The sequence below is a fragment of the Brevibacillus sp. JB24b genome (genome assembly GCF_051713385.1).
GTDB classification, from domain to species: Bacteria; Bacillota; Bacilli; order Brevibacillales; family Brevibacillaceae; genus Brevibacillus_B; species Brevibacillus_B laterosporus.
The window spans coordinates 4024007-4050416 of record NZ_JBNVQV010000001.1; the positions used below are offsets into that span (position 1 = coordinate 4024007).

27 protein-coding genes are annotated in these 26410 nt (G+C 41.5%); 4 read left to right on the forward strand and 23 right to left on the reverse strand.

The genetic code is table 11. The annotated features are described in order from the left end of the window. Window positions 1-4: 4 nt before the first annotated feature. The 11 genes from ACQV1I_RS18910 to ACQV1I_RS18960 all read right to left on the reverse strand — a co-directional run bounded on the left by ACQV1I_RS18910 (window position 5) and on the right by ACQV1I_RS18960 (window position 7851). A complete protein-coding gene (locus ACQV1I_RS18910) occupies window positions 5-619 on the reverse strand; it encodes a hypothetical protein (protein ID WP_116334856.1) in 615 nt (204 codons plus the stop codon). Beyond that, a complete protein-coding gene (locus tag ACQV1I_RS18915; protein WP_116334857.1) occupies window positions 616-3228 on the reverse strand; it encodes a hypothetical protein in 2613 nt (870 codons plus the stop codon). Before ACQV1I_RS18915 ends, ACQV1I_RS18910 begins: the two co-directional genes overlap by 4 nt. A gap of 208 nt (window positions 3229-3436) precedes the next feature. Beyond that, on the reverse strand, window positions 3437-3817 hold the full coding sequence (locus ACQV1I_RS18920) for a hypothetical protein (protein ID WP_116334858.1): 381 nt from the start codon (window positions 3815-3817) through the stop codon (window positions 3437-3439). An 11-nt stretch (window positions 3818-3828) separates the two neighbouring features. Then, window positions 3829-4281: a hypothetical protein gene (locus ACQV1I_RS18925; protein WP_018674076.1), complete on the reverse strand. Its 453-nt coding sequence runs from the start codon at window positions 4279-4281 to the stop codon at window positions 3829-3831. A 2-nt stretch (window positions 4282-4283) separates the two neighbouring features. Next, window positions 4284-5621, reverse strand: a complete 1338-nt coding sequence (locus ACQV1I_RS18930; protein WP_094700868.1) for a phage tail sheath subtilisin-like domain-containing protein — start codon at window positions 5619-5621, stop codon at window positions 4284-4286. Between the two features lie 2 nt (window positions 5622-5623). Beyond that, complete coding sequence (locus ACQV1I_RS18935; RefSeq protein WP_116334859.1) at window positions 5624-5887, reverse strand: hypothetical protein; 264 nt, start codon at window positions 5885-5887, stop codon at window positions 5624-5626. Then, on the reverse strand, window positions 5880-6329 hold the full coding sequence (locus ACQV1I_RS18940) for a hypothetical protein (protein WP_018674073.1): 450 nt from the start codon (window positions 6327-6329) through the stop codon (window positions 5880-5882). The genes ACQV1I_RS18935 and ACQV1I_RS18940 overlap by 8 nt, the downstream gene beginning before the upstream one ends. A 3-nt stretch (window positions 6330-6332) precedes the next feature. After that, the gene (locus tag ACQV1I_RS18945; protein ID WP_094700867.1) at window positions 6333-6557 is read right to left on the reverse strand and encodes a hypothetical protein; all 225 of its coding nucleotides are present in this window, start codon (window positions 6555-6557) and stop codon (window positions 6333-6335) included. A gap of 55 nt (window positions 6558-6612) precedes the next feature. Continuing rightward, window positions 6613-7227, reverse strand: coding sequence for a sigma factor-like helix-turn-helix DNA-binding protein (locus ACQV1I_RS18950; RefSeq protein WP_116334860.1), 615 nt, complete (start codon window positions 7225-7227; stop codon window positions 6613-6615). A 118-nt stretch (window positions 7228-7345) separates the two neighbouring features. After that, entirely contained in the window at window positions 7346-7507 is a 162-nt protein-coding gene (locus ACQV1I_RS18955) for a hypothetical protein (protein WP_018674070.1), read from the reverse strand. A gap of 143 nt (window positions 7508-7650) precedes the next feature. Continuing rightward, window positions 7651-7851, reverse strand: coding sequence for an XtrA/YqaO family protein (locus ACQV1I_RS18960; protein ID WP_094700865.1), 201 nt, complete (start codon window positions 7849-7851; stop codon window positions 7651-7653). A 196-nt stretch (window positions 7852-8047) separates the two neighbouring features. On the opposite strand from ACQV1I_RS18960, the gene ACQV1I_RS18965 reads away from it, so the two are divergent. Further along, window positions 8048-8404, forward strand: coding sequence for a helix-turn-helix domain-containing protein (locus tag ACQV1I_RS18965; RefSeq protein WP_116334861.1), 357 nt, complete (start codon window positions 8048-8050; stop codon window positions 8402-8404). Between the two features lie 192 nt (window positions 8405-8596). Here the strand turns inward: ACQV1I_RS18965 and ACQV1I_RS18970 are convergent, their stop codons facing one another. The 4 genes from ACQV1I_RS18970 to ACQV1I_RS18985 form a co-directional block, all read right to left on the reverse strand. Further along, window positions 8597-10627, reverse strand: a complete 2031-nt coding sequence (locus ACQV1I_RS18970; protein ID WP_116334862.1) for an ABC transporter permease — start codon at window positions 10625-10627, stop codon at window positions 8597-8599. Beyond that, window positions 10602-11372 (reverse strand): ABC transporter ATP-binding protein, encoded by a 771-nt coding sequence (locus ACQV1I_RS18975; RefSeq protein WP_018674066.1) that lies wholly within the window; start codon window positions 11370-11372, stop codon window positions 10602-10604. The genes ACQV1I_RS18970 and ACQV1I_RS18975 overlap by 26 nt, the downstream gene beginning before the upstream one ends. A gap of 108 nt (window positions 11373-11480) precedes the next feature. Next, window positions 11481-12434 (reverse strand): sensor histidine kinase, encoded by a 954-nt coding sequence (locus ACQV1I_RS18980; RefSeq protein WP_176452420.1) that lies wholly within the window; start codon window positions 12432-12434, stop codon window positions 11481-11483. Between the two features lie 157 nt (window positions 12435-12591). Continuing rightward, on the reverse strand, window positions 12592-13302 hold the full coding sequence (locus ACQV1I_RS18985) for a response regulator transcription factor (protein ID WP_094700862.1): 711 nt from the start codon (window positions 13300-13302) through the stop codon (window positions 12592-12594). Between the two features lie 201 nt (window positions 13303-13503). On the opposite strand from ACQV1I_RS18985, the gene ACQV1I_RS18990 reads away from it, so the two are divergent. After that, window positions 13504-14052 (forward strand): cysteine hydrolase family protein, encoded by a 549-nt coding sequence (locus tag ACQV1I_RS18990; RefSeq protein ID WP_018674063.1) that lies wholly within the window; start codon window positions 13504-13506, stop codon window positions 14050-14052. A gap of 151 nt (window positions 14053-14203) precedes the next feature. Here the strand turns inward: ACQV1I_RS18990 and ACQV1I_RS18995 are convergent, their stop codons facing one another. The 6 genes from ACQV1I_RS18995 to ACQV1I_RS19020 form a co-directional block, all read right to left on the reverse strand. Next, entirely contained in the window at window positions 14204-14560 is a 357-nt protein-coding gene (locus tag ACQV1I_RS18995; protein ID WP_094700861.1) for a (2Fe-2S) ferredoxin domain-containing protein, read from the reverse strand. A 319-nt stretch (window positions 14561-14879) separates the two neighbouring features. After that, window positions 14880-15869 carry a hypothetical protein gene (locus tag ACQV1I_RS19000; protein WP_255193682.1) on the reverse strand — a complete coding sequence of 330 codons (990 nt, stop codon included), beginning with the start codon at window positions 15867-15869 and terminating at the stop codon, window positions 14880-14882. A 123-nt stretch (window positions 15870-15992) separates the two neighbouring features. Further along, window positions 15993-16814, reverse strand: a complete 822-nt coding sequence (locus ACQV1I_RS19005; protein WP_201747432.1) for a hypothetical protein — start codon at window positions 16812-16814, stop codon at window positions 15993-15995. A gap of 293 nt (window positions 16815-17107) precedes the next feature. After that, window positions 17108-18358, reverse strand: coding sequence for an efflux RND transporter periplasmic adaptor subunit (locus ACQV1I_RS19010; protein ID WP_116334863.1), 1251 nt, complete (start codon window positions 18356-18358; stop codon window positions 17108-17110). Window positions 18359-18383: 25 nt separating this feature from the next. Then, entirely contained in the window at window positions 18384-21512 is a 3129-nt protein-coding gene (locus ACQV1I_RS19015) for an efflux RND transporter permease subunit (RefSeq protein WP_094700859.1), read from the reverse strand. A gap of 22 nt (window positions 21513-21534) precedes the next feature. Continuing rightward, window positions 21535-21951: a MarR family transcriptional regulator gene (locus tag ACQV1I_RS19020; RefSeq protein WP_094700858.1), complete on the reverse strand. Its 417-nt coding sequence runs from the start codon at window positions 21949-21951 to the stop codon at window positions 21535-21537. Window positions 21952-22151: 200 nt separating this feature from the next. On the opposite strand from ACQV1I_RS19020, the gene ACQV1I_RS19025 reads away from it, so the two are divergent. After that, window positions 22152-23348, forward strand: a complete 1197-nt coding sequence (locus ACQV1I_RS19025) for a sensor histidine kinase (protein ID WP_104032234.1) — start codon at window positions 22152-22154, stop codon at window positions 23346-23348. Between the two features lie 5 nt (window positions 23349-23353). Beyond that, the gene (locus tag ACQV1I_RS19030) at window positions 23354-24070 is read left to right on the forward strand and encodes a response regulator transcription factor (RefSeq protein ID WP_094700856.1); all 717 of its coding nucleotides are present in this window, start codon (window positions 23354-23356) and stop codon (window positions 24068-24070) included. A gap of 124 nt (window positions 24071-24194) precedes the next feature. Here ACQV1I_RS19030 and ACQV1I_RS19035 read toward each other — a convergent pair whose 3' ends face one another. Both ACQV1I_RS19035 and ACQV1I_RS19040 read right to left on the reverse strand, forming a co-directional pair. Continuing rightward, a complete protein-coding gene (locus tag ACQV1I_RS19035) occupies window positions 24195-25400 on the reverse strand; it encodes an MFS transporter (protein WP_094700855.1) in 1206 nt (401 codons plus the stop codon). Window positions 25401-25479: 79 nt separating this feature from the next. Continuing rightward, window positions 25480-26355, reverse strand: a complete 876-nt coding sequence (locus tag ACQV1I_RS19040) for a LysR family transcriptional regulator (RefSeq protein ID WP_116334864.1) — start codon at window positions 26353-26355, stop codon at window positions 25480-25482. Between the last annotated feature and the right edge of the window lie 55 nt (window positions 26356-26410).

Consider the following 26410-nt stretch of genomic DNA (forward strand, 5'->3'; position numbering starts at 1 on the left):
CCTCCTAGGCTTTGCTCTTAAATTCAGCATTTTTCTTTTGGATACGATTGAGCTGTTTGCTACGGATTTCTCTATCCTGATGAATCATATTTTGGGCTGGTGTTAGTAAATATGGGTTTGCTTGCTGTTTCTTCGCTGTCTTTCCTGTGGTATTGGCACGTGCTTTTTGTTGTTTAGCCATGATCACAGGTGGCTGTAGAAGCTCTTTGTTGCTAGACCATTCTACAAACTCGTCTTTGATAAAAATAGGCAATTCGATAGACCCGTAATAATCCACATTCATTCCTTTAAACGTCCCATCTACAGGCCCAATCAATACATTCCAAGCTAAATTCAGTTCGTCAATCGTGAGCAAAACTTCTTTCCCTGAGATACGATCTAAGCCTGCTAACCATTCACGCGGTCCCTGATAGCCTTCCACTTCAATTAAAGGCGACTCTATATTACCTGGAAGCCAAAAATCAAAGGAGATTGATTTCGCTCGATTAGCAGATAGTCTGTTTTTGGTAACAAGCGAAATGCTGGTAGATGTTTCTGCATCGTTCCCATAGCCTTTTATTTGCACCTCTGCTGGGGTTACGGGAAACGTCAGCCGATACTTTCCCTGCATACGAATCATGCTTTTCCACCTCTTGTTTCTAATGCATTGACGAAAGCAGTCTCGATGATACGCTTTATTTCATTCGTAACGGTAGGGTCTTTCAATAATCGAATCATGCCTACCACATCCTGAAGTACACCATCTGCATGTAGCGTGATGGGCATAGTTGAGACCGTTACCGATAGATTTTGAGCTGACTCCTTCTTATCTGCCGCATTCGTAGCTACAGGCTTTACGGGCGGTGCTGGTGTTATAGCTAACGTATCTTGTGGTTTTCTTCTCATAGGTTTGATCTGACTAGCATCATCACTAATTGGAATCGATGGCTGTGCGGGTGGCACTGGTGCAGGAGGTGTCTCTTGCTTCTCTTTTCCCCATCCAAACCAATCAGGCAATTTTTCCATGAGGAAGTCTCCGCCAACCGAACCTAAAAATCCACCGACTACTCCGCCAACAGCCGTTCCTAATCCCGGTACGATCGAGCCAACTGTGGCACCAATCATCGTACCTGCGGCTTTCATCCCAGCGCTTCCACCTAGCTTTAATAGCTCCATCGGTTTATTGTCAGACGTAGCTAATGAAGCGAGATCCATGGCTTCTCCTACAAAAGGAATTTTTTTCAACAGGCCTTTTCCAAAGGATTTAACCCCACCAAAGCCTTTGCCGCCCAGATTCTTTACTCCGTCCCACGCGGCTCCACCGAAGCTTTTTATTCCTTCAAAAGCTTTGCCACCAATGTCCTTTAGTTTACCGAAACCGGTAGCTGGCTTGCCAACTTTTTTGGGAGCTGTAGTAGGGAGCGTAGCTTTACGAGAAAGTGGTTTGGCTGGTTTAGGTTGAGTTTTTGGTTTCGCTTGTTTTTTCTGATTGCTTGGGTTACTTGGATTATTTTTGGCTGGTTTGCTGGCTCCTCCATTGTTTTTTCCGCCGAATTTGGAGGGGCCACGTTTGTTCTGACTCCACTTACCCTTTCGTTTTCCTTTCGGGCTTTTCCGCTTTTTTCGTTGCTGTCCACCCATATCGCTATCACCAGAACAACTACATTGACAAATGACTTTCTTTTTGTCTTGCAATTTAACATTTACCTTATTTTGAATGGTGATTTTTGGTTTCACATCGATTTTTTTTATTGTAATTTTTTTTGAATCACCTGATTCGCTCTGTAGAGCCTTTTTAGCCTTGTTCGCTAGAAAAGCTACGGCTAACCCTTCTATCATTACTCTAACGATCTGTGGTAATTGATTGAAATACTGGGTGACAGAAGAAATACCAGTACTTAAAAGCTTAAAACCTGGAGCTAGATCTTTAGCAACTGTGCCCGCCAACTCTGTCATCGCTAATCGTACTTCATTTTGCGCCTGCATATACTCAAACCAGGGATTCTGATTTTTTGCTGCCTGATATGATTTCTCCGCTTCATTATCAGCAACTTTATTAGCTACTAAACCAGCAGAGATTTTTCCTGCGTTATCAATAAGAGGCTTTAGATATTGTAATAATTCTTTACCTGAGCCTGAACCCACCTCATTTAGCATCTGTTGACGGACGTTATCATCTTTTATGGCTGCAATATTCATAAAGATACGCCCCATAGCCATTTGATTGTCGCTTTTGTTATTTGAATGCAATAATTGTGTTACTTCTTTGGACTCAATTGCAGCTAATCTTTTGGCTTCGTCAGGACTTTTTCCATCAGCTTCATAACCCCGCTGTAAGAACTTGCTCATCTCACCTTGGGTAGACATTTTCAGAGCCAGATCCTTCAAAGCTTCCAAAGGTAGCCCATTTGATGCTATTCCCATGTTACCGATCTCGCCAACTAGCATTGCCATTTTTTCAGGGGTATCCATTAATAAACCTAATTGTGATGTATTTTTAATCATTGCGGAAACAAAATCGTCACTAAAATCCTTTATATTAGTACTCATGTATTGGAGAGAATTAGCGAGACGCTGAGGATCATTAACTCCTGTACTTTCACGTAAGAGAGCCATTATTTTGATACTTTGGTCAGAAGTAAAACCGGTACTCATGCTTAATTTAGCAGCCACTTCCGCATATTCACCCTTATTGGTTGAATTTACCTCGTCGCTTCGATTATAAATCGCTGTAGCTTCTGCTTTCATCATTTCAGGGTTAATCTGTATCATTCTTGCTACACTGCGGTCTAACTCTTGACCTTCTAATTCAGTCCTTCCTCGTGCCATAAACAATCCACGTTCTTTAGCTGCAGCCTGAGAATCAGGTATTGCGTCATTATAGGAGTTGATTAAATATTCATCCGCAGGGTCCATGACGCTAGCCTTACTACCTCCACCGCTACCTCCACCACTCACCACAACGGGTTGACTAAACTGACTGCGCATCTGCGCAATTTTTTGCGTCGCCTGATCATCTATTTCCACACGAAGCTTGGCTTGGACAGAAGTTCCCAGTTGCTGTAATTGAGAACGTACCTCTTTCATACGCCGTTCCATCCTATCAGCTTCTTGTAAAAAATCGCGTCCCATCTGTCTCCAAGCTACTTGTAACGAGACCGAATCTCTTTTCCATTCCATCATGCCCTGCCTTACCTTGAACATCTCTTTCTGGACGGAAAGGAGCTCGACGACCATATCGTTGCTCATTGCATTCACCTCCGTTCATGCTACATCTTTCCTTCATAAAAAAACGGCGGAGGATATCACTCCTCCGCCTCTAATTCAATGATCTGACATGCGATAATAAATAATTTTTGCTTATACCGATCCACTTCATATTCAACAATTTCCGCCGGGAGACCTCTGCCATGCAGATAAGCCTTCGCTACATGCCAAGCCTCCGCGTCGGATTGAATTAGTTTTTTGCTTCTTCAATCGCTTCCTCTTCCGTCTGAGCCTGATTTGCTTTGCGTACCGTTTCTAAAAGGAGTGCATAGGCGTCTGGGTTGCGGTCAAACAGTTTGCCGGGAAGCTCAAATTTGTCGCCTGCTTTGAACGCTTTCTTTAGCTCTGGATCATTCCAATTAAAGTCGTGTTCGGTCGCCTTCACAATGCGAGCATCATTGTAGCGATACCAGTCGAATTTATCACCTTTATCTGCCTCGCGCTCGCAAATACGCCCTTCCATTAAGGTAAGCTGACGTACCTTCCATACCTCACCATCAATGCTGACTTCTACCTCATGACGTGGTGTTGTTTCATTTGCTTGCGCTAAAAATTTTTCTAATTTCCCCATGGAAACCCCTCCTATTCTTCTGTATATTCTGGTAATTTATCAAGGTAATCAGGCTTTTTGTTACTGCGACCCTTAATTTCATAAGTCGCATTATCGTTGCCGTCCGCCTTTGCTTCCCATAATGTGATTTCTTCTGGGTTTAGATAGATATCCGTTAAACGAACTCGTTCTGTATTACCGTTTTCCTTATCGATCATTTCGCCCAAAAGCTGTGGAATTACAGGAGTTTTGCCCTCGGTAATTTGATCCACGCAAAAATATTTGAGCAGGGCGTTAACAGATGATACCTTTAAAGTAACCTCTACATGCCAGGAGTCAATGGTTTGTACCGAGCCCTTTTGCAGACGTTTTACGTCACCATACTCTGTTTTTAGGACAGCTTTCCCTTCCAATGTACCGTAGATTGGATCACCATTTTCATCATATACCTGACAATTTTTTAATTTAATATCGCTTTGACGCATGCTTACAGCACCTCCCATTCAATATCGAAAAGCTCAATAGCATCAAGTGGCTTGGCGGCTAGGCGGAAACCACGTTTGTCACCAATTCCATTTTTCTTATCTTCAAAAATCCAGCCTTGGTCAATAGCTCCTTGCGCTTCACGCACTTCGAGGTAGGTCTTTACCGCACCAACGAACGTCGCACCGCCAATATCGTTATTATCCAGTTTACCTTTATACTTTTTGCCTACAGAGGTAATGTCATTAACAATTTGGTCGAGCGTCATCGAAACACGAATTTTACCAAAATCCTCACGCTCTACTGCTTTTAATGTCGTTAAGGTATTGACGGCACTTTCAATCAGGTACACGTCACCGTCACGAACTGCAATCAATGTACCAGAGTTAAGCGCGTTTTGAATTTCGGTGTGTCCCCAATCTTTTGTCGCTTTTTTCAACGGAACCAGCTGTGCACTCAGAGAAATGTGGGCAGGTGTAGCGGCAATCATACCAGCTAGCCATGCCGCCCATTCTAGGCTTCCATAGGTCTTGCCGTTCACATGTTGACCTGCAATGGCGCAGTTTACGACACGTCGAGAATTGTTGGCTACAGAACGCTCTACCTGCTCGTTCATGTTGCTATCTTTTTCTGGCATACCACCGATTACTAGCGTGCTACGTTTTTTACTGAAAAGCTCGCGATCAACCATGAATTGTTTGGCTGCTGCTTGAATTCCAGCATCAGCTGACGGCAAATACATCGCGTCGAAATCAATACCTGCGATGGAGTTAAATAAAGTGGTAAAGTCATTTGCCGCTAGAGTAGTGATGCCACTTGTTCCACCTGACAGTGACGTCAGCGTTGTTTCTTCTGCCGCTTTGTCACCCAGCTTTTTCACTTTGATATAAATGGATTGTTCTGCTTTGGTTACTAGCTCGTCCATATTTGCAAAAGAGAACTTCTCTGTTTTTACCGGACCTTTAACCTGTAATTCCTTTTTCCCTAACTCTGCTGTTGAATCTTTAATCGAGATTTGTAGTTCGTTACCAACTAGGCCTGGATAACGTGCTTCAATGGCAAAGGAACCTTCTTGCGAATAGGTAGCCGCGACACCCTTACCGTTCGTCATACGATAGCCAACTACAGTAGCGCCTCCTTCTGCGGCCAACTCTAAAATTCCAATTTGTCCAAAGGTTTCTGCTACGCGCTCTTCATAGCCCTTCATAGTAATGACTTGATCAGGAGCTCCCCATTCAGCTAGATATGGTACAAGTACCACACCACTTTTAGGTAGAACTCGTTCCTGCGCTTTCGCTTTTAATTCTACGTTTACACCTGGTCGTTCACGTTGGATTGTCATACTTACTTACCTCCTCGAAATGTAGATACGTATTGTCGTACTTGTTCTTCACTTATTACCTGCTGATCCGTACATGCATGTAACGCTCCTGCTACTTCAAACCTCTCTGCTTGCAACAACGGTGCACTCTCAATCCATTCCTGACGAGTGCGCTTGGCCTCCTGAGTAGTAGTGTTGAGAGGCTGTAGATCTACTTGCTCGTTGTTCTTTTTCGGTTGAGCTTTTTTCACTGTTCCTTCATTTGTTTGTCCTGTTGATTTAGCCATGTCCATCCTCCTTCACATCAAAGATCGTAATTTTATCTACCTGCTCTCTTCGTACAGGCATGAGGTACTCATAGCGAAACGTAATTTCGGCCCGTTCCTTTTTCTCTGTATTCACAGTGAAAGTGCTCGGGTCAATGTCAAGCAAGAGCTTGTTTTTGCCACGGTAACTATAACGTTGCTTTCGTAACAAATCTCGAAGGACAGCTATAGAAAGCGGAACATGTTTTTCTTGTTCCAAGGGATAGTGCAACATAATGGTTGCTTCGCAAATCACTTTGTAGCTGGTCAGGCTATTTCCCTTTTCCGTTATTGTTTGGGTCATGACAAAAGCGGATGGCAATTGAAACGTCCCCTTCATCCACTCTCCTAATTGGGAGATGATCGGTATATTGGGGTATGCCTCCTCTACCAAATCAACTAGTGTGGACAAATCTCTGTCCATCTTTCATTGCACCTCCTCGCAAGGTTTTAGCTCATTGCTTTTTGTGGATATGGGAGGTGATCTCCCTTCATACGTCTTTACCTGCTTCCTAGTCTGATAAGCCTTTTGTTCTGTTGATTGTTGTTCTGTTGATCGCTTCTCTGTTGATAGCTGCTGGTGAGTCGACGGCTTTCTTTTGTTAGCCAATTGTTCTCTGACTGCTCCTAGTAATCTTGGATGCAGGATCATTCTGGTGTGTACCTCCTTGCTGAACCGTTACCGCCTCGCCAAATGGTCCTTACACTTATAGGTGGCTTCTGCCCCACACAAACAAACGTTCGTAATAAAGGGTTTTTACACCTCCGCTGATTAAAAAGAAAACAGCCATCGCAAGGATAGCTGTTAGATTCTTGGCAAACTCAATTTTTTGTTGGGCACGTGACAGCAAGGTGGATACATTTCCTCGAGATAGAAAGAGCATTTCAGCAGCTTTCTCATGAGTAAAGCCATTCCCATGCACCATCAGATAGCATTCTCTTTCTTTTTCTGTGACAAATTGAAGATAGAAATCGATTAGGTCTCGTTCGGCATCACTCACACCGACTCGGCATCCGCCTGTTCCCGGAGTCACATAGCTCTGCATTTTAAAAGGGTCTAATAAAATCTCTCGCTGTTCCTTTGATCGTCTTTCAATACCACGTTGATTATCTGGCTGTCTGCCTGTTTCAAGCCATAGAATCGCATACTCCACATCGCGAATGCTTGCTGCTAGACTACTACGCAATGCTTCCTGATCAGTTCCATGTACACAATCAGCACTAGCTCGTTGATCCGAATTCGCTACTTGGGCTAACATACTCTTTAGTTGTTTCTTGGTTGCTTTATAGGAAGTAATTAGTTTTTTCATGTTTTTTGTCATGCTTTTATCCCCCTTGTGCTTTCGTACTTTTTTCATGTGCATCTATGTATCCATTGCGGTAAGAATTACAATTGCTTCATATACGTTCATTTCGTTAATTGCTTGGGCTGTAGTAAATTCACCGTCTGCTTGCCGCTCTATCTTTCAAAAATTGAATGCTTGTGGTATCTCCCATTAAGCGTCTCCATTCATATTCAGAGATTGCTCTAGGTTTTTTTTGCCTGGTTGATGCTTTACTCACTTGATGTAGACTTCTTTGTTTTGGATTGTGCTTGCTCATGTTTTCCCTCCTTTTCAATTGATTAAATGTCGATACAGGTTTAATCGTTTTTTCCCAATCAAAAAAGGACGCCAGAAACTCCCACTCATAGTGGAAATATCTAGCGCCCTCCCGCATCTCGGTATCAGGCTAATATGTGGTTGTTAAAATAATTCATTTTCTTGAAATGCTATTTTGGCTATCTTTCCTTGACTAGATTTGACGACAGTCTCACCGTGGTGAACCAGAGGCACTATTTTAATCTTCCCTTGAACAGGATCGATGAGAACCATACTAGCTTCCTCACCGACCGGAATTGTTACCTGTTTCATGTCCAGTGTTAGTTTCATCTCTGTAGACCGCATTCTCATCTTCCCCCTCTGGAACCTTCGGAAACAATGGATTATACACGAAAAACTTGAGCATTAATCAACTTTCATCTTTATATTAGTTGATTAAAACTCAAAAGTCAACTGAAACTTGCTAATACCTCAACTAAATAGATATAATAGGGTTAAACAGGCTAGGTATTGATCATAAGGTAGACAAGGCGGTGATAGAATGACTCTTGGAGAACGATTAAAGGAAAAACGAAAAGAATATAAATGGACCCAAAAAGAGATTGCAGACAAACTAGGCGTCGACAACACCACTGTCTCAAAATGGGAATCAAATACCTATGAGCCGGATGCTACTTCGCTTAAGGAATTAGCTGAAATATATCAAACCTCTACAGACTATTTGCTCAACAAACAGTTGAAAGAAGAAAATCATTTCTCCTCAGATGATAGCGAAGAAGCTACAGGACTTGCCTTTATCACAGGTGGCGACTCTTTAACAGCAGAAGAGGCGGAGTACTTGAAGGAAAGCTTGGAGCTTTTTCGAAGAATGAAAGAAAAGCGGGCAAAGTCTAGGTGATTTGATATACCACCCTAGCATGTCATGAGCTCTTTTTCATGAGCTAGTTTATTTCATTCATATATGAAAAGGCATAAGGAATCTTTCATCCCTATGCCTTTTTTACTTTTACTTCTATTTTATACCTCTATATTTTTACCTCTATCTGACGTGCCGAATCTATCATCTGGCACAAAAAGTCCCAGATGAATCTTAAACTATGCCTCTGTGCAGCAATTTAAGATACCGCCAGCGAATCAACCAGAAATACAGAAACTGGGCAGCCACAAAACATCCGAGAACAATCACAGAACTAGTCACCACCGAATATGGAAGCAATTGCTGTAGGGCAGTAAATGCAACTCCACTGTGTACAATCGCTATTACGATAGGTAGGAAGAACATAATAAGCAACTGTCTTGTCACGGTTTTTCTTAATTCTTTACCGGTAAGGCCTAGCTTTCCGATTAGCTGATACTGCGCATGCTCCCTGTCCAAATCCGTATATAATCGGAAATATAGAAAGCTAGAAGCAAATGTGAAGAACACAATGCCAATCATAACGCTGGATATCAGTAATAATCCATTCTCTTGCTTTGCCTCTTTCCACTCCAAGCTTAAGGCAGAAAACAGATACGATGATTCATAGTTTAGTAATGCTTCATTCAATTGATTTGCTACATCTACAGTATTTACCCAGTTATCTACCACAAAGACATTGATTCTAATAGGAAGAGACACGGGTTCTGATTCAGATGATTCTTGCAAATCTTGGGACGATGCTTGGTCTGAAGTACTTGATTGATCGCTATCCTTTTGTGGCTCTAAGGAATCTGTATGCGAACCCGCATTAGCTTCAAACCGACCAGCAAGAATTTGTTCGTAGGCCTGATCCGTTACTGCCACATAATAATCATCGTAGAAATTTTGTGGCGTAACCATATGATCAACCGCTTTTTTTAATGATAAATCCAGCTTTACATTTCCATTTGTAATCTGGAGCTGTTTCTCAATGCTTTGTTTTGAAAATCCCCGTTCTTGGGCAAATTTCCCTGGTATCCACAAAAATTCTCCTTCGTATAAGGTTTCTGTTGGATAACCAAGGGCTTGTGCCAGATGGTTATAATTAGTGATGGACATGACCGAATTATTGCCAGCCCAGAATATTTCACCATAGGCCTGATGATAAGAGAAGCCTACGTTCGTTAACTCTTTTCCAATCAGAGCAACATGCTCCTTCTCCTGTGGATTTTTCGAATAAGAAACATAGGTAAACGCATATGGATTTTTTATTTTAGCCAGTTCCTGATTTCCCATAGCTGCGCAAGTTCCAATAGCTACAAAGGCTACTGCTGAGACAACCGCTACCATAAAAAACATATTGGCATTGTCTCGCATGCGGTATACCAATTCCGACATCGTCAGGATGTTGGTTCTTTTAAAAAATAGCCTGTCCCGCTTCTGTAAAAACCGAATGATAAATACACTGCACTGAGTAAAAAAGAAGTACGTTCCAATGACAACCAGTACCACCCCGCCAAATAATAGCGTAAATAGATAAGTCCCCAGCGCAAAATAGAAAACACAAAGATACCCTGTTCCAATCAACACAACAGCAAGAATCGATAACCAAATAGAAGCCTTAGGCTCCGGCTTCGGTTTCTCACCTGCTTGCATTAGCTCCACCAGCTTATTGACCCTCATGGTTCTGGAGGTGAAGAAAGAAATAGCTAAAAACAAAACGAAAAAGGCCAGTAGGGTAATTCCGATTGCTTTATAGGGCAAATAGAATGGTAATCCTTTCGTAATAGCTAGCATATCTGCACTAATCAGTAACACAAGCTTGGCAAATACCAGACCAACCAATATTCCTGATACCATAGAAAGAACACCAATAATCATATTCTCCATAAATACAAGCTTGTTTAATTGCTTGTTGGTCATTCCATGAATAAGCAAAATGCCAAATTCTTTTTTCCGTGTTTGCAAAAAAGCACTGACAGAATACAAAACAAAGAAAAAAGAGAAGATGAAGATGAAATAAGGAGGCAATTTCATCGCCATTTTTCCAAGCGAATTCATTGTTACACTCCAGCCTGTTAAATCTCCCTGCAATTCAGGATGAAAGGAGATCAGGGAATAGGTGAAAAACATCATCACGGAGAAGGCACAGCTTAAAAAATGGGCAGCATAAGCTCGCTTGTTGCGCATTACATTATTACGAGCGTATTGTTGAAAAGTCATGTGCCTCTCCTCCTAATAACGACAATACATTCATGATTTTCTGATAGAATGCCTGACGATTATCACCACGATATACTTCATTAAAGAGCTTTCCATCTTTAATAAAAACAACTCGATGGCAATAACTAGCAGCGAAAGCATCATGTGTCACCAACATCATAGTAGTTTGATCGTACTCGTTGTAGGTTGATAACAATTGCATGACATCCCGCGCTGCCTTTGAGTCCAAATTACCTGTTGGTTCATCGGCAAGCAGTAATTTCGGTTGATGAATCATGGCTCTTGCTATCGCTGTTCGCTGGGCTTGTCCCCCTGAAATCTCATACGTACGTTTATTTAAAATAGGAGTAATGCCTAATTTGTCAGCGATAGCGGTTACTTTATCATTCATTTTATCCAAGCTAGTACCATCAAGAGTTAACGGTAATAGAATGTTCTCTTTAACAGTCAACGTGTGTAAAAGGTTAAATGATTGAAACACAAACCCCAATTCCCGTCTTCGAAATAGCGCCAATTGATCTGGCGAAAGGAGATGAGGGTTTTGATTGTTAATAAATACTTCCCCTGATGTGGGCGAATCAATTGTAGAAATCATGTTAAGCAAGGTGGTTTTACCACTCCCCGACGGTCCCATGATTCCAACAAACTCTCCTTCTTTAATGGTCAAATCAATGTTGGATAATGCTTCATAGGAAATCTTTCCTTGATAAACTTTGCTAAGTGCACGAGCCTTTACGATATCCATGTGTACACTCCCCTTTCCCTTTCCTTCTGTTATCCAGTGTAATCAACTAGAGAGAATGTTCATATAAAACACTCTTTCATTTTGCTTACAAATTTGTAAGATTTCACTTCAGCCATACCTATTCAAAGTGCGGCGAGAAGCATAAGGAAAAATGATCTGTACAATCGTTCCTTTCCCCGCTTCAGACTGGATTTCGACCGAATGATTCAGCTTTTCCGCCACTTCCTTGACCAAATAAAGGCCCATTCCTGTGGATTCCTTGAACTCTCTCCCATTTTCTCCGGTAAAAAAGGAGCGAAACACGCGAGGAAGATCAGCAGTCGGAATACCTACTCCTCTATCCTGTACTTCCAAAACAACAGCCTCACCCTGTGTATAAGCAGAAATCGTCACTTTTTCATGGGTACCGGCTGAATATTTAATAGCATTCGATAACAACTGATCTAGCATAAAGACCAGCCATTTCGCATCCGTTTCTACTGTTAATGTCGATTCTATTTTTACGTCAGGATAAACATAATTTCGGATGAAAAAGCCCTTATTGTCATGAACAACCTTATTTACAATCGGCAATAGATGAACATGGTCCACGCTAAAATCCTGTTCAAACGTTTCCAGCCTTGCGATATATAAAGCCATGTCTAAGCCTTTGCGTAGCTTATCTGTCTCCTCCGCAATGCTTTCAAACCGCTCGTCATCTTCCCTCTGAGTAATTAATTCAATGACGGATAAAGGGGTTTTCATTTGATGTACCCACTGATTCATAAAGGTAATATGACCTTGATGCTGACGTTCCCAGCTCTTTATCTGCTCCTGATACCCTCTATATTGGGCATCTAATAAGATTTCTAAGGCTTCAGGAAGCGGCGAATGGTTGTATTCTGACATGAACTCATGCATTACCTCGAGCGGCTGGGATAGACGTAGATAAAAAGAACGATGGCTCACATATCGGTACGTAAGATACATCAGTAAAAGAAAAGTCCCTAAAAAAATAGCATACAAAGCTGTCAGCACATGATCATAGCCATCGAACCAAAAGACAAGCAAGAGAAGAAGCATTAAGATATAAGAATATAAAATAAGTGGGACATGCTCTCGCAAAAATAACCGTACATGCTGTTTGCAGCAAAACGAATCCGCACGAAAAAACGTATTCCTATCTGCGCGTTCCTCCGAACTTCCTTCAAAGGGTCTCGTGTTGTGTTCCTTGCTCATTTCACCTTCTCCCTCCCGCATGATTCCACGTGATCTGTAAGCGATAACCAGCTCCCCTGACCGTCTCAATTGCGTCCTCAATTCCTAATTCAGCAAGCTTCTTTCGCAACCGAGTGATATTGACGCTCAACGTATTATCATCTACATATGCCTGATCGTCCCACAGCTTGTCCAAGAGCTTAGTCCGACTAGACACACGGGGATAAGCAGTAAGCAAGGCCTCCAGTAAAATCGCTTCCTTTTTGGTTAGCAAGCTCACCTCATCCTGCAATCTCACTTCTAATCTTTCTGGATAAAGGCATAATCCCTTATGCTCTACCGTGCGCTCCTCTATCTTAGGCGCATAGTCTCCGTAGGCTCTGCGTAAGTGACTGCGAATTTTGGCCATTACCAGTTCATAATGAAAGGGCTTGGTAATATAATCATCTGCACCATGCTCAAGTGCCATTACCTGATCCATCTCTGCACTGCGCGCTGATATAAACACGATAGGACACGTTGATACCAATCGAAGCTGACGACACCAGTAATAGCCATCAAAGCTTGGTAGATTAATATCTAGTAATACCATATCTGGCTTCCATTCTAAAAAGCTTTCCATAATGAGATCAAAATTTCGAACTACAACTGCATGGTATTTATACCTCTTTATATGCTCTTTCAACATTTCTGCAATTTTCGGATCATCTTCAATAATCATGATTGTAGTCATAAGCTTTTTCATCCTTTATTCTTGTTAAAGAAAAGCTATCATCTATCTTTCCTTTACACTCTTCTCATCGTTTGACGTAAAAGTATCCTTTTTCGTCACTTTGCTCCCCGTTTTCCTTTTTTTGTTGCAATAGCTGTACTTCATTACTTTTATTTGTTGTATAATTTACATAAGCCAAAATAAGGAAGGATGATCACCTATATGATTGATAAAACAGCACTGGTTATTGTAGACACCCAGAGTATCATTACCTATCATTCTTATCATGGGGAAGAAATCGTTGGCAAAATTAGCTCATTACAAGCAAAAGCTCGTGAGCTCAACATCCCTGTTCTGTTTATTCAGCATATTGGTCCAGCTGGCACTCCTTTTGAAGAAGGGGCGCATATGACTGAAATTCATCCTACCGTTGCACCTCTTGAAGGTGAAATAGTTATTAAAAAGACAGCTTGCGATTCATTCTTTGAAACATCGCTACATCAAGAACTTATAGATCGAGATATCAAGCATCTCATTATTGTTGGCTTTCAAACTCAATTTTGTATTGATACAGCTTGCAGAAGCGCTGTCTCCCGCGGTTATGATGTAACCTTGGTTGGCGATTGCCATTCGACAGCAAATACGCCTACCCTGGATGCCATCTCCATTATTGACCATCATAACGAAACATTGAACGGACTAGGCACCCTCCATCATCACATCACAGTAAAAGATTCTAGTGAGATTTTTTCTTCCGAGCTAGCTCGCTGATGTAAGATAAAGGATTTCGAATTGAGAACGTAGCTTTATTAAATGTTTGGACATAGACCTTATTTTAGAAGTTTTGCTTAGAAGTAGGTAGTTATCGTTTTAATTAGTCAAACAAAAACAGACTCCTCAATCTGGGAGTCTGTTTTTCCATTTATTTCTTCACACCAAGCGCTACGGTCTCATTTCTTACAAATCCGTCACCGCGATATCGATGGCTAATTTTCTCCTGATAATGCTGCCCTTGAACAAGCTTACCTACAATCTCTTTCGCATCCTCAGGCTGAACATTCCGATACCAAATTCCATCTGGATACACAATCAAGACACAGGCATCCTCGCAACGCCCATTACATCTGGTCCGAGTTGTATGAATCTGTTCATCCGCTTGTAGCCGTGCTATTTCCTGACGAATCGCCACAGTGACTTCTTCGCCCCCTTTTCGTATACAGCTACCACCATTACACAGCAAGATATGGTGCTTTGTTTTCGATAAATCCCATGTTGCCATAACCTTCCCCCTTCTAGTGTCCCCTTATTGTATCAGCATTTGACTGAAAATGATTCCTCATTGAAATGTTCTGGAGAGTTTGGGCATCCCTACAGCTCTTCCTCTTTTGGTACATGTATGTAGCATAACAGCTTGATATGCCACCTCTTTATAAGCAGAAATGGAAGATTGTTGGATTGATAACAGAGTACCTGTTTCTGCATTACTACTATTACATGATTTTGATCAGATGACTTACATTACTTTCACCTGAACTGTAGGGAGATTTTATCGTAACAAAAAAACCGTCAGAGGTATCCGACGGCAGTATGCTCCCTCATTACCGAGCCACGAGCATAAAATTATTAATAAACCCATTCTCCTGTAAAAAGATAGGTTGTATTTTTTTAGTAGCAAAATCATAGTAATATATTCCGCGACCTTTGTTAAAATCTTTTTTTGAAGTACTGCCCAGATAATAAATGCCCTTAGCGTCATGGGAAAGATAGACATCGCTTCTAGAAGAAATGGGGAGATCTAGTTTCGTTCTTTTACCCGTTTTGCTATCCACAAGACTATACTCGATAGGTGGACGATTGATACTAGGAGAGGTAATTAGAAATAGCTGATTTCCCGTACTTGATAAAGCAATGATTTGCTCTTTTTTCAGCGAAATGATCGGGCGCTCTTTTTTCGTTTCGTTATTTAGTTCAACAACTGTGTAGTCGGGTGGAACCATGGCTATCTGTTGCTTATTAGAGATGTTTCTCTGCTTTTCCCTTTCATTCTCTGAAAAACGAGCGAGATAGCTTTTATTGACTTCCTTATTGTATGACACCGCCCACGTGTTGCTATCAAGATCTTTATCGTCAATGAAATCTAATTTATGGTTCTGTTTGTCGTACAAAACGGTTTTTAGGACACGCTCGCCTTTCTTCACGGCCGCCAAAATGATAGGTCCTTTTTTCGTCGTAGGTACAATGTAGTTAATGGCAAATAATTCCTTCGATAGCTGTTCCGTCTTTTTCGACTGTAGATCGTAGGAGAATAATTGATCTCCTTTATCTTGTACATCTGCTGAATAGTAAATCTTATTATCCATCAGTGACACAACAGATAACGGATATTGCGATGTGTAAGGAATATCAGCGAGCTTTGCCATGACCTTAGACTGCAAATCATAGCTCATAACCCGCATTACCATTCCATCGGTTGTATCTTTACCATTAGCATATTCTGTATATGTAATTGATAAATAGTCCCCAAGGTTATGCGTTTTTTCGTTTTGGGTAGTCATAATTTGGGATTTTTGATTTACGACTTGCTCCATACATCCCGGAAGAAGGAGAGTGAATATCATAACCATTATAAAACAAATTCTCTTTCTACTCATGTTCACCTTCCTTTCTTTACAGGGAAAGAGGATAGGGTAAAAACCCCTATCCTGTACTTATTAAAACTCATAATAGTATCTACCTTTAAATGAAAGATTTTTATCCCATTTCAGTCCAAAGTCTTCAACACCTGTTTTCCATATATCCAGCACAGCATCTGGTAATTCACCATTGTCCCTCTTGGTTACCGTGGCTGCTTTGTTATTTGTTGTATTACGTGCATTGATAGAGGTATTATATTTTGGATTATCAATGTCCCCTCTTGTAGCGCAATCCCCTCTTACCAATGTATTATCACTTTCACCTATTGTATCAGTAAAATTTGTAAATCTGCCTGTACCTAATACACTACCAGATGATGAGCCTGTAATTACAATGGAGTTATTATTAGCACCATACTTATATGTACCAGCCGCCTTACGCGTTCCTCTAGGCAAAGCCTTATAAGCTAGTGCTTCTACCCCGTCATCTTCCTTAATTGAGGAGGGATAAACAATTTTTTTAATGAATCCCTCTCCATCGTAAACGACTTTCATTCCTGGCTGAGGTGCTGGATTTTGTATATGATAGACTGGAAGTTCTTTAGCTTCATCTAAAATCTTCTGAACGAACGTTTCTTCTTCTGTCAATTTTACAAGTTCCGATTTAGAGAGTTCCTCTTTTTGAACCGCTTGAACTCTCTCATTTGAGGTGAGTTTTTCTCCTTTTTCAATCACAACCATGTTGTTAGAATCGTCATACTCAATTACTGTCCCGGCCAACATCTGATCAGGAATCTGTCCAATACTCTTTTCAGCATGGGTACTTGGTGCTGAAATCGTGACAAGTGAACCTAGAATCGCTGTAGTAAGCACAAGATGGGGAAGAACTTTTTTTTTCATAAAATAACCTCCCTCTTATTGAGCAAATCTAGTAAAAATATACAACTATTCCCACTATATGTTATTGTCATTATTTTCACAAATGTTTTTTGTAGAAATGAGTATATTTACTATCCTGTCTTTACATGTAAGAGAATAGAGTGTAATGAGAGATTTCCTCAATCCGAAAAAGTTGTAATAGAATCCTATTTTCTCATTGCTAGTGACTCTATTTATAGAAAAAAAGCTGCCACAAATGGAATGTGACAGCACTTTTTCTATAGATCATTTTACCTATATCCGTTTAGTTCCTCTTATTTTTGGATCGTTACCTTACTTCCATCCTTCAACAGTGTCTGTCCTTTTACGACTACCTGCTGATCTGCTTTTATTCCTGTCAGAATTTCGATAGCTTCACTAGACCCTTCTCCTGTGGTTACCGCGACTTGTTTAGCTACCTCACCTTCTACAACGTAAACATACTGTTTCCCATCGCGATCGAACACAGCCTTGCGAGGAACAACTACCTTCTCCTGCCCTTTTCCTTCTTGGCCTAGCAGATTCATGTTTACAACCATATCTGCTTTCAATTCGTTGTTTGGATTAGGGATTGATATTTCAATGGGATAGGATTTAAGCTGTTGATCCATCACCGGGCTGACAGCCGTTACTTTAGCCGTCAATTCCTCTCCCAATGCAGTAATATTCACTTTTACCTCGTCGCCCACCTTCACCTGTGGAATATCTTGTTCAGACAAATTGGCTTTCACAACAAGTGGATTGGTATTAACTAATGTAACTACAGGGCTTTGTGGAGAAGCCACCTGTCCGATTGCTCCATTCACACTTGAAATGTACCCGCTAAACGGAGCTTTTACTACTGCATTTCCTAATTGCGTTCGAGCATTTTCCAAGCTCACGGCTGCTTGCTTTACGGAAGCCTCCGATACACCTACCGCTGACATTTGAGTGGCTGACTTTACCCCTTCTTGGGCATTGGCAACAGCTGTTTTTGCGTTGGCAAGCTGTAAATTTGCTTGTTCATATTGTTGAAGAGAGATTGCTCCTTGATTAAATAGCGTTTGCATCCGTTGTTGATTTCGTTCTGCATCTTGTAAGGCTGTTTGTGCTTGACTCAAACCATTTTTTGCTTGTTCGAGACCTTGACTGGAGCTATTGCCTGCTTGGTTCAAACTCGCTTTAGCTACCTGATAAGCCGCTTCTGCCTGCTTGATAGAATTTATTACATCTTGTTCATCAACACTAAACAAAGTTTCCCCTTGTTTTACATACTGCCCTAAACGAACAGGTAGGGAAGTAATTTTCCCAGAGATTTTTGGACTTAGTTGTACATCCTGACTAGGTGCCAATTTAGCTGTAAAGCCTGCACTAGAAGAGACTGTTCCTAGTTTAGACATTTCAATCTGAACAGGTGTTACACTCTCTGTCTGTTCGGCCGGAGTATTCTCCGCCGCTTGATTTGAACATCCCGCTACTAAAAACAGAGCGGAAGCTGCTACTAGAATCATTTTTTTATTGATATTTGTTTTTGTTTTCAATTTCATTTCCCCCTCCTCCATCTCTTCGCCCTTACGATTCCATTACCGAAATGGCTGCTTGTTGTTTCTTTAGTCGTTTCCGTTCTTTCTTTTGTTTACGTTTAGAAGACCAATCATCGAACCAAGTATACACGACTGGAATCAACACCAGAGTAATGAGGGTAGCAAAGCTTAATCCGAAAATAACTGTGATAGCCATCGGAGCTTGAGACTCACTACCGGAGCCTGTAGCAAAAGCTAATGGGCCAATTGCTAGAATGGTAGTCAATGTCGTCATGAGAATGGGACGCAAGCGTACGGGTCCTGCTTCCAAAATCGCATCCTTCACACTCATACCTTTGTCTCGCAATTGGTTCGCATAATCAATTAATACGATGGCGTTATTGACCACCAATCCAATCAGTAGAATGTATCCAATAAACACAGACACACTGATCGAAGTATTGGTAAACACCAGGCCAAGCATAACGCCTGCAAAGGTAGGTGGAATGGAAAACATGATAATAAACGGCGTATATAAAGATTCAAATTGAGCAGCCATTACCATATAAAGTAAGACGATTGACAAAATGACAGCCAATCCAAGGCTACTAAAGGACTCCATCATATCTTTGCTCTCTCCGCCAAACTCAATTTTATAGCCATCTGGTAGGGAAAGCTTATTTAGCTTCGTTTGTACATCAGTAGTGACTGAGTTCAAATCACGACCCGCTAAATCACCAGTGATTTTTACTTCACGAGCCTGATTGGAGCGATTAATCGTTAGAGGCGCCTCTACTTTTGTAACTTCAGCAACAGAAGACAAAGCCACCTGCGCGCCGCCTGGTGCAGTCATTCGCAAGCTATTCAAGTAATTCGTATCCTCCTGGTACTGTTCAGGCCATTTTAATTGCACATTGATTTCATCATCGCCCGTGCGATATTTTGTCACCGTTTGTCCATTAAATGCTGTGCCGACAGCCGTTAAAATCTGTCCGGAGCTCAGCCCATACATACTCGCTTTTTCCGCGTCAATCTTCACTTCAAATTCTTGCTGCGTATCATCCAATGTGGTAATCACATTACTGGTTCCTGGGATACTGATTACTTCTTGTTTAATAATCCCGCTCACATCTTTTAGAACCTCAATATCATCACCGCGTAAGGTAATCTGCAAAGGAGAGCCAGTGGACATACCAGCAGATTGTTCTTTCACCTTAATGTCAGCGCCAGCTATCGATGCTACTTGTTTACGCAAATCTTCCATAATCTCCTCAGTGGAGCGCTTGCGATCTTTTACCTCGACCAATTTTAAATCAACCGTTGCCTTGTTAGAAGTAGAGGTGGCCACAGCTGCTGATCCCCCGCTACCAATCGAGGTGCTCAGGATATCCAGCTCCGGTACTTGCGCCGCTATCTTTTCCACTTGTTGGGCTACCTTCTTTGTTTCTTCCAAAACAGTACCGTTTGGCATTTTAATATCAATTGTGACTTGTCCCTGATCCATCGATGGCATAAATTCTGCTCCAACCAATGGTGTCAGCGCTATAGAACCTATCATCATAGCCACAGTAACAATCGCTACTGTTTTGCGGTGATGTAGGGAAAAATCCAACAGCTTTTTATAGCCTTTTTCTACTTTGTGGAATCCAATATTGAACCAGATCACTGGATTGATTCCACGATATCCGTCCCGATTGTTATGCTCTGGTACTTTTTTCAGTATCCGTGAGCTTAACATCGGTACTAAGATGATGGAGAAAACCAAAGCAGCAATGTGAGAATACACAACTGTTAGGGCTAGAGGTCTAAAAATTTCTGCTGCGATGCCATCTACAAGCGCAATTGGCAAGAACACGCATATCTGTGCCAAAGCAGAAGCCATTACAGCCGTACCCACTTCCTTCGAACCATCTAACGCTGCTGCTACCATACCCTTCCCTTTTTCCCTTTGACGGAAAATGTTCTCCAGCATTACAACTGCGAAGTCAACAAGTGATCCTAGTCCAAGCGTTAATCCCGATAAGGAAATCAGGTTGATCGTTTGACCTGTCGCATACATCAGCAAGAAGGTTGATATGATGGAGATGGGTAACACGATGATAGCAACAATCATCGATTGGAAGCTACCTAAGAAGAAGAACAAAATAATAATCCCAAACAAACCACCGAACAAAGCATGCTCTGCTGTAGTATAAATGGAATCTTTAATAAACGTGGACGAATCTAACGTAGTTGTTAGTTTTAGGTTGGAAGGTAATGTCTTCTCAATCTCTTTCATTTCTTGACTAACAGCATCCGCTACTTGAATCGTATTTCCACCAGATGCTTTTGTAATGGTAATACCTAGGCTTGGCTTTCCATTAACATAGCTGAACTGATTTATTTTCGCCGTTGTATCATTGATGGTAGCAATATCTTGTAGGCGAAGGGAACCAGTCCCTATGCGAATAGGTGTTAATCCGATCTTCGCTACACTATCGTACTCACCTTGTACTCGAATATTATATTTCCCGTCACCTTCGCGTACAGCACCACCTGAACCAGACAGGTTGTTACTGGCAATCGCCTGCTGAATTTGGTCGATGGTTAATCCATACGCCGAAATTTTAGCAGGGTCCAACACCACATCCACCACGCGATCCTGACCGCCAACCAGATTCACTCCAGCCACACCATCAATTCTTTCCAGGCGGTTTTGAATGGAGTCCTCTGCTATCTTTTTCAATTGGTTGACATCATCCTCGCCTGTCAAGGCAAATGTCATAATCGGCATACTATTTGGATCGATCCGCAAAACCTGTGGAGATTTAGCTGAGGATGGAAGCAGTTGACGCACCCGATCAACTTTTTCCCGCAATTCCAATGTAGCTTGATCCAAATCAGTTCCCCAATTAAAGTTGAGAATAACCTGCGATGCTCCTTGGATCGAAATAGATGATACTTCTTTTAAATTGGAAACAGTCCCTACCGCGCTTTCTATTGGTTTCGTTACCAGCTTCTCCACTTCACTCGGCGCCGCGCCATCGACAGACGTAACGACAACTGCGACCGGAAAGTTCAATTCTGGATACAAATCAATAGCCAATCTTGGCAGAGATACTATTCCAAAAATCATGACTGCAAGGGTTAACATGATAATTAGAACAGGTCGTTTCACCGACACTTCAGATATATTCACTCTCTTTCACCTCACCAATGTCTTAACTAGATATTCTTTTTTTGGTTGTATACATTTCTTGCAAGACATGGAGGGATGAAATCATCTGAGTTGTCTTTTGCTCAAACGTCTCCATTTCCGCTTGGTGTTCTGCGAAATCGTCCGCATGATCAAATCGTTGGGACATCGCAACCCAAACCAATCGTTTATCCTTTTTATCCTTGAGCCTTATGACGATGTTATCTCGCTGCAGGCGATCAATTAATCCAGATACCGTACTGTACGAAAGACTAACAGCCTTACTGATTTCCCCAATGGTTTTTGGTCTGTGCACAATTTGCTCCAGAATCAGCACCTGCTGCCATGTGATATCTTTACTTTCTAATTCTTCACGTGTGATCCATGTAAAAAGGGCACTCGCTTCTTTGAGAAGCTTTGCCATGGTAATCAACTCTTCCATCCAAGCCACCTCCTGCCGTTGGTCAATTGTTCGCAATACGAAATGTCACAGTTTTCATTGTAGCGGCAAGTTGGAATAGGCAAATCTATCGAGGGATGGAAAACCCAGCACAGGCTCGTCTATCTAGAGATAGATGACACCCCATGCTACAATAGATGTGAACAAACGATCGAAAACTTTGAAGAAGGGTGGGCTAATCTTTGATTGATAACATAACAAAGGCCCTCCGCAAACGACTCTTATTGGTCTGGTTCTTAGCCTTATCTCTTTTGACATGGCTACCAAACTCCTATAATCATGAATCACCTATACAATTTATTTTTTCAGTGATGCTGTTTTGTGGGTATCTGATTTTATTTTGGACCTCCTCTATTCAACTGCCTTCCATAAAAATGACTATCATTCTGTTACTAGTCGGGGGTATTACCCTATTTAAAGGCATTTATCTGGGGCCAGAAGGGTTTGGTATGATCATCCTGCTTGCGATTATCATTGGTCTTCGCATTGATAAAAAATATTCGCTACCACTAGCCAGCTTTTTTGGGGTGATTACCAGTGTATTACTCATCTGGATAACCCATAGCTACACCACACATGTTGTTCCCTTTTTACTTTCCTTTATAGGATGCTATCTGGGAGCACGCGGATATCGTTCTCATCATGAAGCGTACCAATTAAATCAACAGCATTTAAAAGAATTGCAAAAAGCACATACAAAATTACAGGATGCACATAATGAATTGCAGGAAATGACTGTAAATACATTGCAAGTAGCCGTATTAGAGGAACGAAACCGGATTGCCCGCGATATTCATGACTCTTTAGGTCACAGCCTTACTTCTCTTATCGTACAGCTACATGCGCTTACCTATATGCTGAAGTCTGGTCCAAACGACGCACAGATGGCTGTCAATAATATGCTGGATGTAGCGAAACAAAGTTTGGAGGATATCCGTGGCTCCGTTCATACTCTCGCAGTCGACAAGAGAACGTTTGGCATAACACCTTTGCAAGCTCTTTTGTCCCAAACGGAGAAAAATACGGATCTGTCCTGTACGTTTGTAACCAATGAAGAAGAGTTGGATTTAACAAACGAGGTAACGATTGTTTTTTATCGAATTCTACAAGAAGCCATTACGAATACATTGCGTCATTCCAATGCTACAGCTATTTGGGTTGAAATTACTAAGATGGCTGATTCTATCGTTTTAGCAATTCATGATAACGGCCAAAATCTTTCTCAGGAAGGAGTTAAACCTGGCTTTGGTTTATCTGGTATGAAAGAACGCACCATGGAATTAAACGGAACGTTGAAATATCAGATGAGGGAACCCTTTGGCTTTGAGATTATAGCAACGGTTCCTTACCACCATACACCTTTAGAAGGGAACACATAGCTACTATGGTAGATCACAAACATCAAAAGATTCGAGTCATGCTGGCAGACGATCAAAAGATGATCAGACAGGGTCTTGGGTATGTCATAAATGTACAAGAGGATATGGAGGTTATCGGAGAGGCGGCTGATGGGGAGGAAATAATCAATTTAGCTTGCGAGCTAAAGCCTGATGTCATTCTCATGGACGTACAAATGCCCAAGTGTACGGGTATTGAAGCAACACACGAAATTGTAAAACATGTACCCAAAGTAAAAGTTCTCATTTTAACAACGTTCGATAACCATGATTACGTTGTGGATGGCATTCTAGCAGGTGCGGTTGGTTATATGCTAAAGGATGCCGATTCCCAAGAGATGTTAGATTTAATCCGACGTGCTTATAATGGAGAAGCCTCTTTTCACACAGCGACAGCTGCCAAAGCATTGGCTGAGGTGTTAAAGAAACAAAAATCGGAAACGAATACCTCAACCCATACAGACAAAGCACAGGAGATTTATCACGAAGAGAATAACCTGGTACTCCTAGATGAACTGACGGAACGAGAGCAGGATGTCTTGCAACAATTAGCATTCGGCTACCGCAATGATCAAATTGCCCAAAATCTCTTTATTTCTGAAGGCACTGTAAAGTCACATGTCCATCGTATTTTACAAAAATTAAATGTCGATGACCGTACGCAAGCTGTAGTACTAGCCCTACGGCATAAATTGGTAAAGTAAATTCTATCTAGAGATAGTTGACAGACCATATTTGTTAGAAATGTGAAAAGGACAGGATGCACATTGGCTCCTATCCTTTTCCTTTTTTATCTAATGAAACGCGTTTTATTTGCAAAATGAAGAATTACTGAATACGTAATGTCGCTGGAGACTGCTCTACATGAGAGAGCTTCAGCAGCAAAAGGAATCCAATCACGATAAATCCACCAATCATGCCGACAACCCCGGCCCATCCAAATAACGACCAGAACAAGCCGCCAAACGTCCCACCTAAACTCGATCCAACGTAATAAAAGAATAGATACAAGGAAGAAGCCTGTGCTTTATCATGAGTAGCTAATCTTCCTACCCAGCTACTAGCGATGGAATGTCCTCCAAAAAAACCAAATGTAAAGATCGCAATTCCAGCAATTTTACTAAATAAATGGGGTTCTAATGTAAGTCCAATACCCCCAAGCATAATAACTAAAGACATCCACAGCATTTTAGCGCGTCCCAGTCTGTCTGCCATCTTTCCCATCCAGGTAGAGCTAAATGTACCAACCAAATACACAATAAAAATCCAGCCAACGATTGTCTGTGAAAGAGAATATGGCGGTTCAACTAATTGGTATCCAATGTAGTTATATAACGTCACGAAGCTACCCATTAACAGAAAGCCAATACCATATAAATAAAGTAAACGATGATCCTTGCAATGGCTCCAGAGCGATTTTGCTAATGTCTTTACCTCTAATTTACGTGGTGAAAAATGTTTAGAGGGTGGCAGCATGACCCAGAACAAAATCGTGCACAAGAGACTTAACACCCCGATTCCAACCAAGGCCACATGCCAATTAAACAAATCGGTTAGCGTTCCTGTGATGATTCGCCCTCCCATTCCACCAATGGAATTTCCGCTTATATATAACCCCATCGCTACTCCTAAGCTACTTTTATCAATTTCTTCACCCAGATAAGCCATTGCAATAGCCGGTAATCCAGCCAGGACCATCCCGACTAGTATACGAATGCCAAGTAAGACTTGAAATTGATAGCTAAAAGCTGTACACACTGCCAACAAAGAAGCTCCAATCAAGGAAACCATCATAATCGGTTTACGCCCCCACGCCTCTGATAATGAACCAAGAAATAACATACTTATGGCTAAGGCCAGCGTGGTTACAGATAGGGAAAGACTGGCCAGCGTTGGAGAAACCTGAAACTCCTTCGTGAATTCAGGCAACAAAGGCTGCGTGCAGTATAGGATGGCAAATGTATTTAATCCTCCTGCAAACAACGCTATGTTGGTTCGCCGAAATGCGCTTGACCCTTGCTTGATATAACTCATGGTGTAAATCCTCTCTCTTTTTATTCAGTTAGAAAACGATGCAGGTTAAGCTACGAGTTCGGTCGATGCCACAAACCAATTAGATATAGTGTCCCTTTACAAATGAAATAAACCTTCTTGCAACAGGAGATAAATAACGCTTTTCTTTCCAAGCGAGTCCAATGGTCCGTTTACAAGCTGGATCTAGCACACGAAGTAATGAAATTTTCGATTTATCTAGTACGTTTACATCTGGCACAAGGCTAACTCCCAATTCAACTGCCACCAGACCAGCTATCGTAGCAATCTCTTCTCCTTCAAAGGTTATATCAGGAGTAAAACCAGCTTGCCTACATAGTGTATCTGTCAAGGTTCGCAGACCATAGCCCTGCTTAAAGCAAATAAAAGGTTCATTCGCAATTTCTTGTAGCTCGATCTGTGTCCGATTTGCAAGAGGATGCGTCTTAGAGACAATGAGAAACAGCTCCTCCGTAATTAAAGGCTCCCAATGTACTTCGTCGATCGGTTCCAACATAGAAAACAGGGCGATATCAATTAACCCCGTTTTTAGTTGCTCCACAATCTGCCCCATGGAAGCTTGATGTAGATGAAAGCTAACCTGTGGATATTGCACACGAAATGAACGAATAAACTCAGGTACTACTTCAATCCCGAGTGAATGCAGAAAAGCGATCCGTATCTTGCCGTGATCAGGGTTAATCAAGTCCTGAATTTCTTGCTTCCCTTCCTCGATCTCCTGAATGGCTCGCTCCACTCGCTTTAAAAATAGTTCTCCGTATTGATTTAACACGATATTTCGCCCTTTTCGCTCAAACAAAGGCGTATTTAGCTCCTCCTCTAAACGAGCAATTGCTCTACTTAATGCAGGCTGGGACACATTTAACATTTCTGCCGATCGTGTAATGTGCTGTGTCTGTGCGACCTTGCGAAAATATAAAATTTGTTGCCACTCCATATCGTACGTCTCCGTTTTTGTTTTCTTTTGCCTTTTGTGTATCATACTTCAAGTT

Bases quoted from the DNA above. Each gene is read 5' to 3' on its own strand.
- ACQV1I_RS18910 (WP_116334856.1), bottom strand. From the start codon at position 619: ATGATTCGTATGCAGGGAAAGTATCGGCTGACGTTTCCCGTAACCCCA.
- ACQV1I_RS18915 (WP_116334857.1), bottom strand. From the start codon at position 3,228: ATGAGCAACGATATGGTCGTCGAGCTCCTTTCCGTCCAGAAAGAGATG.
- ACQV1I_RS18920 (WP_116334858.1), bottom strand. From the start codon at position 3,817: ATGGGGAAATTAGAAAAATTTTTAGCGCAAGCAAATGAAACAACACCA.
- ACQV1I_RS18925 (WP_018674076.1), bottom strand. From the start codon at position 4,281: ATGCGTCAAAGCGATATTAAATTAAAAAATTGTCAGGTATATGATGAA.
- ACQV1I_RS18930 (WP_094700868.1), bottom strand. From the start codon at position 5,621: ATGACAATCCAACGTGAACGACCAGGTGTAAACGTAGAATTAAAAGCG.
- ACQV1I_RS18935 (WP_116334859.1), bottom strand. From the start codon at position 5,887: ATGGCTAAATCAACAGGACAAACAAATGAAGGAACAGTGAAAAAAGCT.
- ACQV1I_RS18940 (WP_018674073.1), bottom strand. From the start codon at position 6,329: ATGGACAGAGATTTGTCCACACTAGTTGATTTGGTAGAGGAGGCATAC.
- ACQV1I_RS18945 (WP_094700867.1), bottom strand. From the start codon at position 6,557: ATGATCCTGCATCCAAGATTACTAGGAGCAGTCAGAGAACAATTGGCT.
- ACQV1I_RS18950 (WP_116334860.1), bottom strand. From the start codon at position 7,227: ATGACAAAAAACATGAAAAAACTAATTACTTCCTATAAAGCAACCAAG.
- ACQV1I_RS18955 (WP_018674070.1), bottom strand. From the start codon at position 7,507: ATGAGCAAGCACAATCCAAAACAAAGAAGTCTACATCAAGTGAGTAAA.
- ACQV1I_RS18960 (WP_094700865.1), bottom strand. From the start codon at position 7,851: ATGCGGTCTACAGAGATGAAACTAACACTGGACATGAAACAGGTAACA.
- ACQV1I_RS18965 (WP_116334861.1), top strand. From the start codon at position 8,048: ATGACTCTTGGAGAACGATTAAAGGAAAAACGAAAAGAATATAAATGG.
- ACQV1I_RS18970 (WP_116334862.1), bottom strand. From the start codon at position 10,627: ATGACTTTTCAACAATACGCTCGTAATAATGTAATGCGCAACAAGCGA.
- ACQV1I_RS18975 (WP_018674066.1), bottom strand. From the start codon at position 11,372: ATGGATATCGTAAAGGCTCGTGCACTTAGCAAAGTTTATCAAGGAAAG.
- ACQV1I_RS18980 (WP_176452420.1), bottom strand. From the start codon at position 12,434: ATGCTTCTTCTCTTGCTTGTCTTTTGGTTCGATGGCTATGATCATGTG.
- ACQV1I_RS18985 (WP_094700862.1), bottom strand. From the start codon at position 13,302: ATGACTACAATCATGATTATTGAAGATGATCCGAAAATTGCAGAAATG.
- ACQV1I_RS18990 (WP_018674063.1), top strand. From the start codon at position 13,504: ATGATTGATAAAACAGCACTGGTTATTGTAGACACCCAGAGTATCATT.
- ACQV1I_RS18995 (WP_094700861.1), bottom strand. From the start codon at position 14,560: ATGGCAACATGGGATTTATCGAAAACAAAGCACCATATCTTGCTGTGT.
- ACQV1I_RS19000 (WP_255193682.1), bottom strand. From the start codon at position 15,869: ATGGAGCAAGTCGTAAATCAAAAATCCCAAATTATGACTACCCAAAAC.
- ACQV1I_RS19005 (WP_201747432.1), bottom strand. From the start codon at position 16,814: ATGAAAAAAAAAGTTCTTCCCCATCTTGTGCTTACTACAGCGATTCTA.
- ACQV1I_RS19010 (WP_116334863.1), bottom strand. From the start codon at position 18,358: ATGAAATTGAAAACAAAAACAAATATCAATAAAAAAATGATTCTAGTA.
- ACQV1I_RS19020 (WP_094700858.1), bottom strand. From the start codon at position 21,951: ATGGAAGAGTTGATTACCATGGCAAAGCTTCTCAAAGAAGCGAGTGCC.
- ACQV1I_RS19030 (WP_094700856.1), top strand. From the start codon at position 23,354: ATGGTAGATCACAAACATCAAAAGATTCGAGTCATGCTGGCAGACGAT.
- ACQV1I_RS19035 (WP_094700855.1), bottom strand. From the start codon at position 25,400: ATGAGTTATATCAAGCAAGGGTCAAGCGCATTTCGGCGAACCAACATA.
- ACQV1I_RS19040 (WP_116334864.1), bottom strand. From the start codon at position 26,355: ATGGAGTGGCAACAAATTTTATATTTTCGCAAGGTCGCACAGACACAG.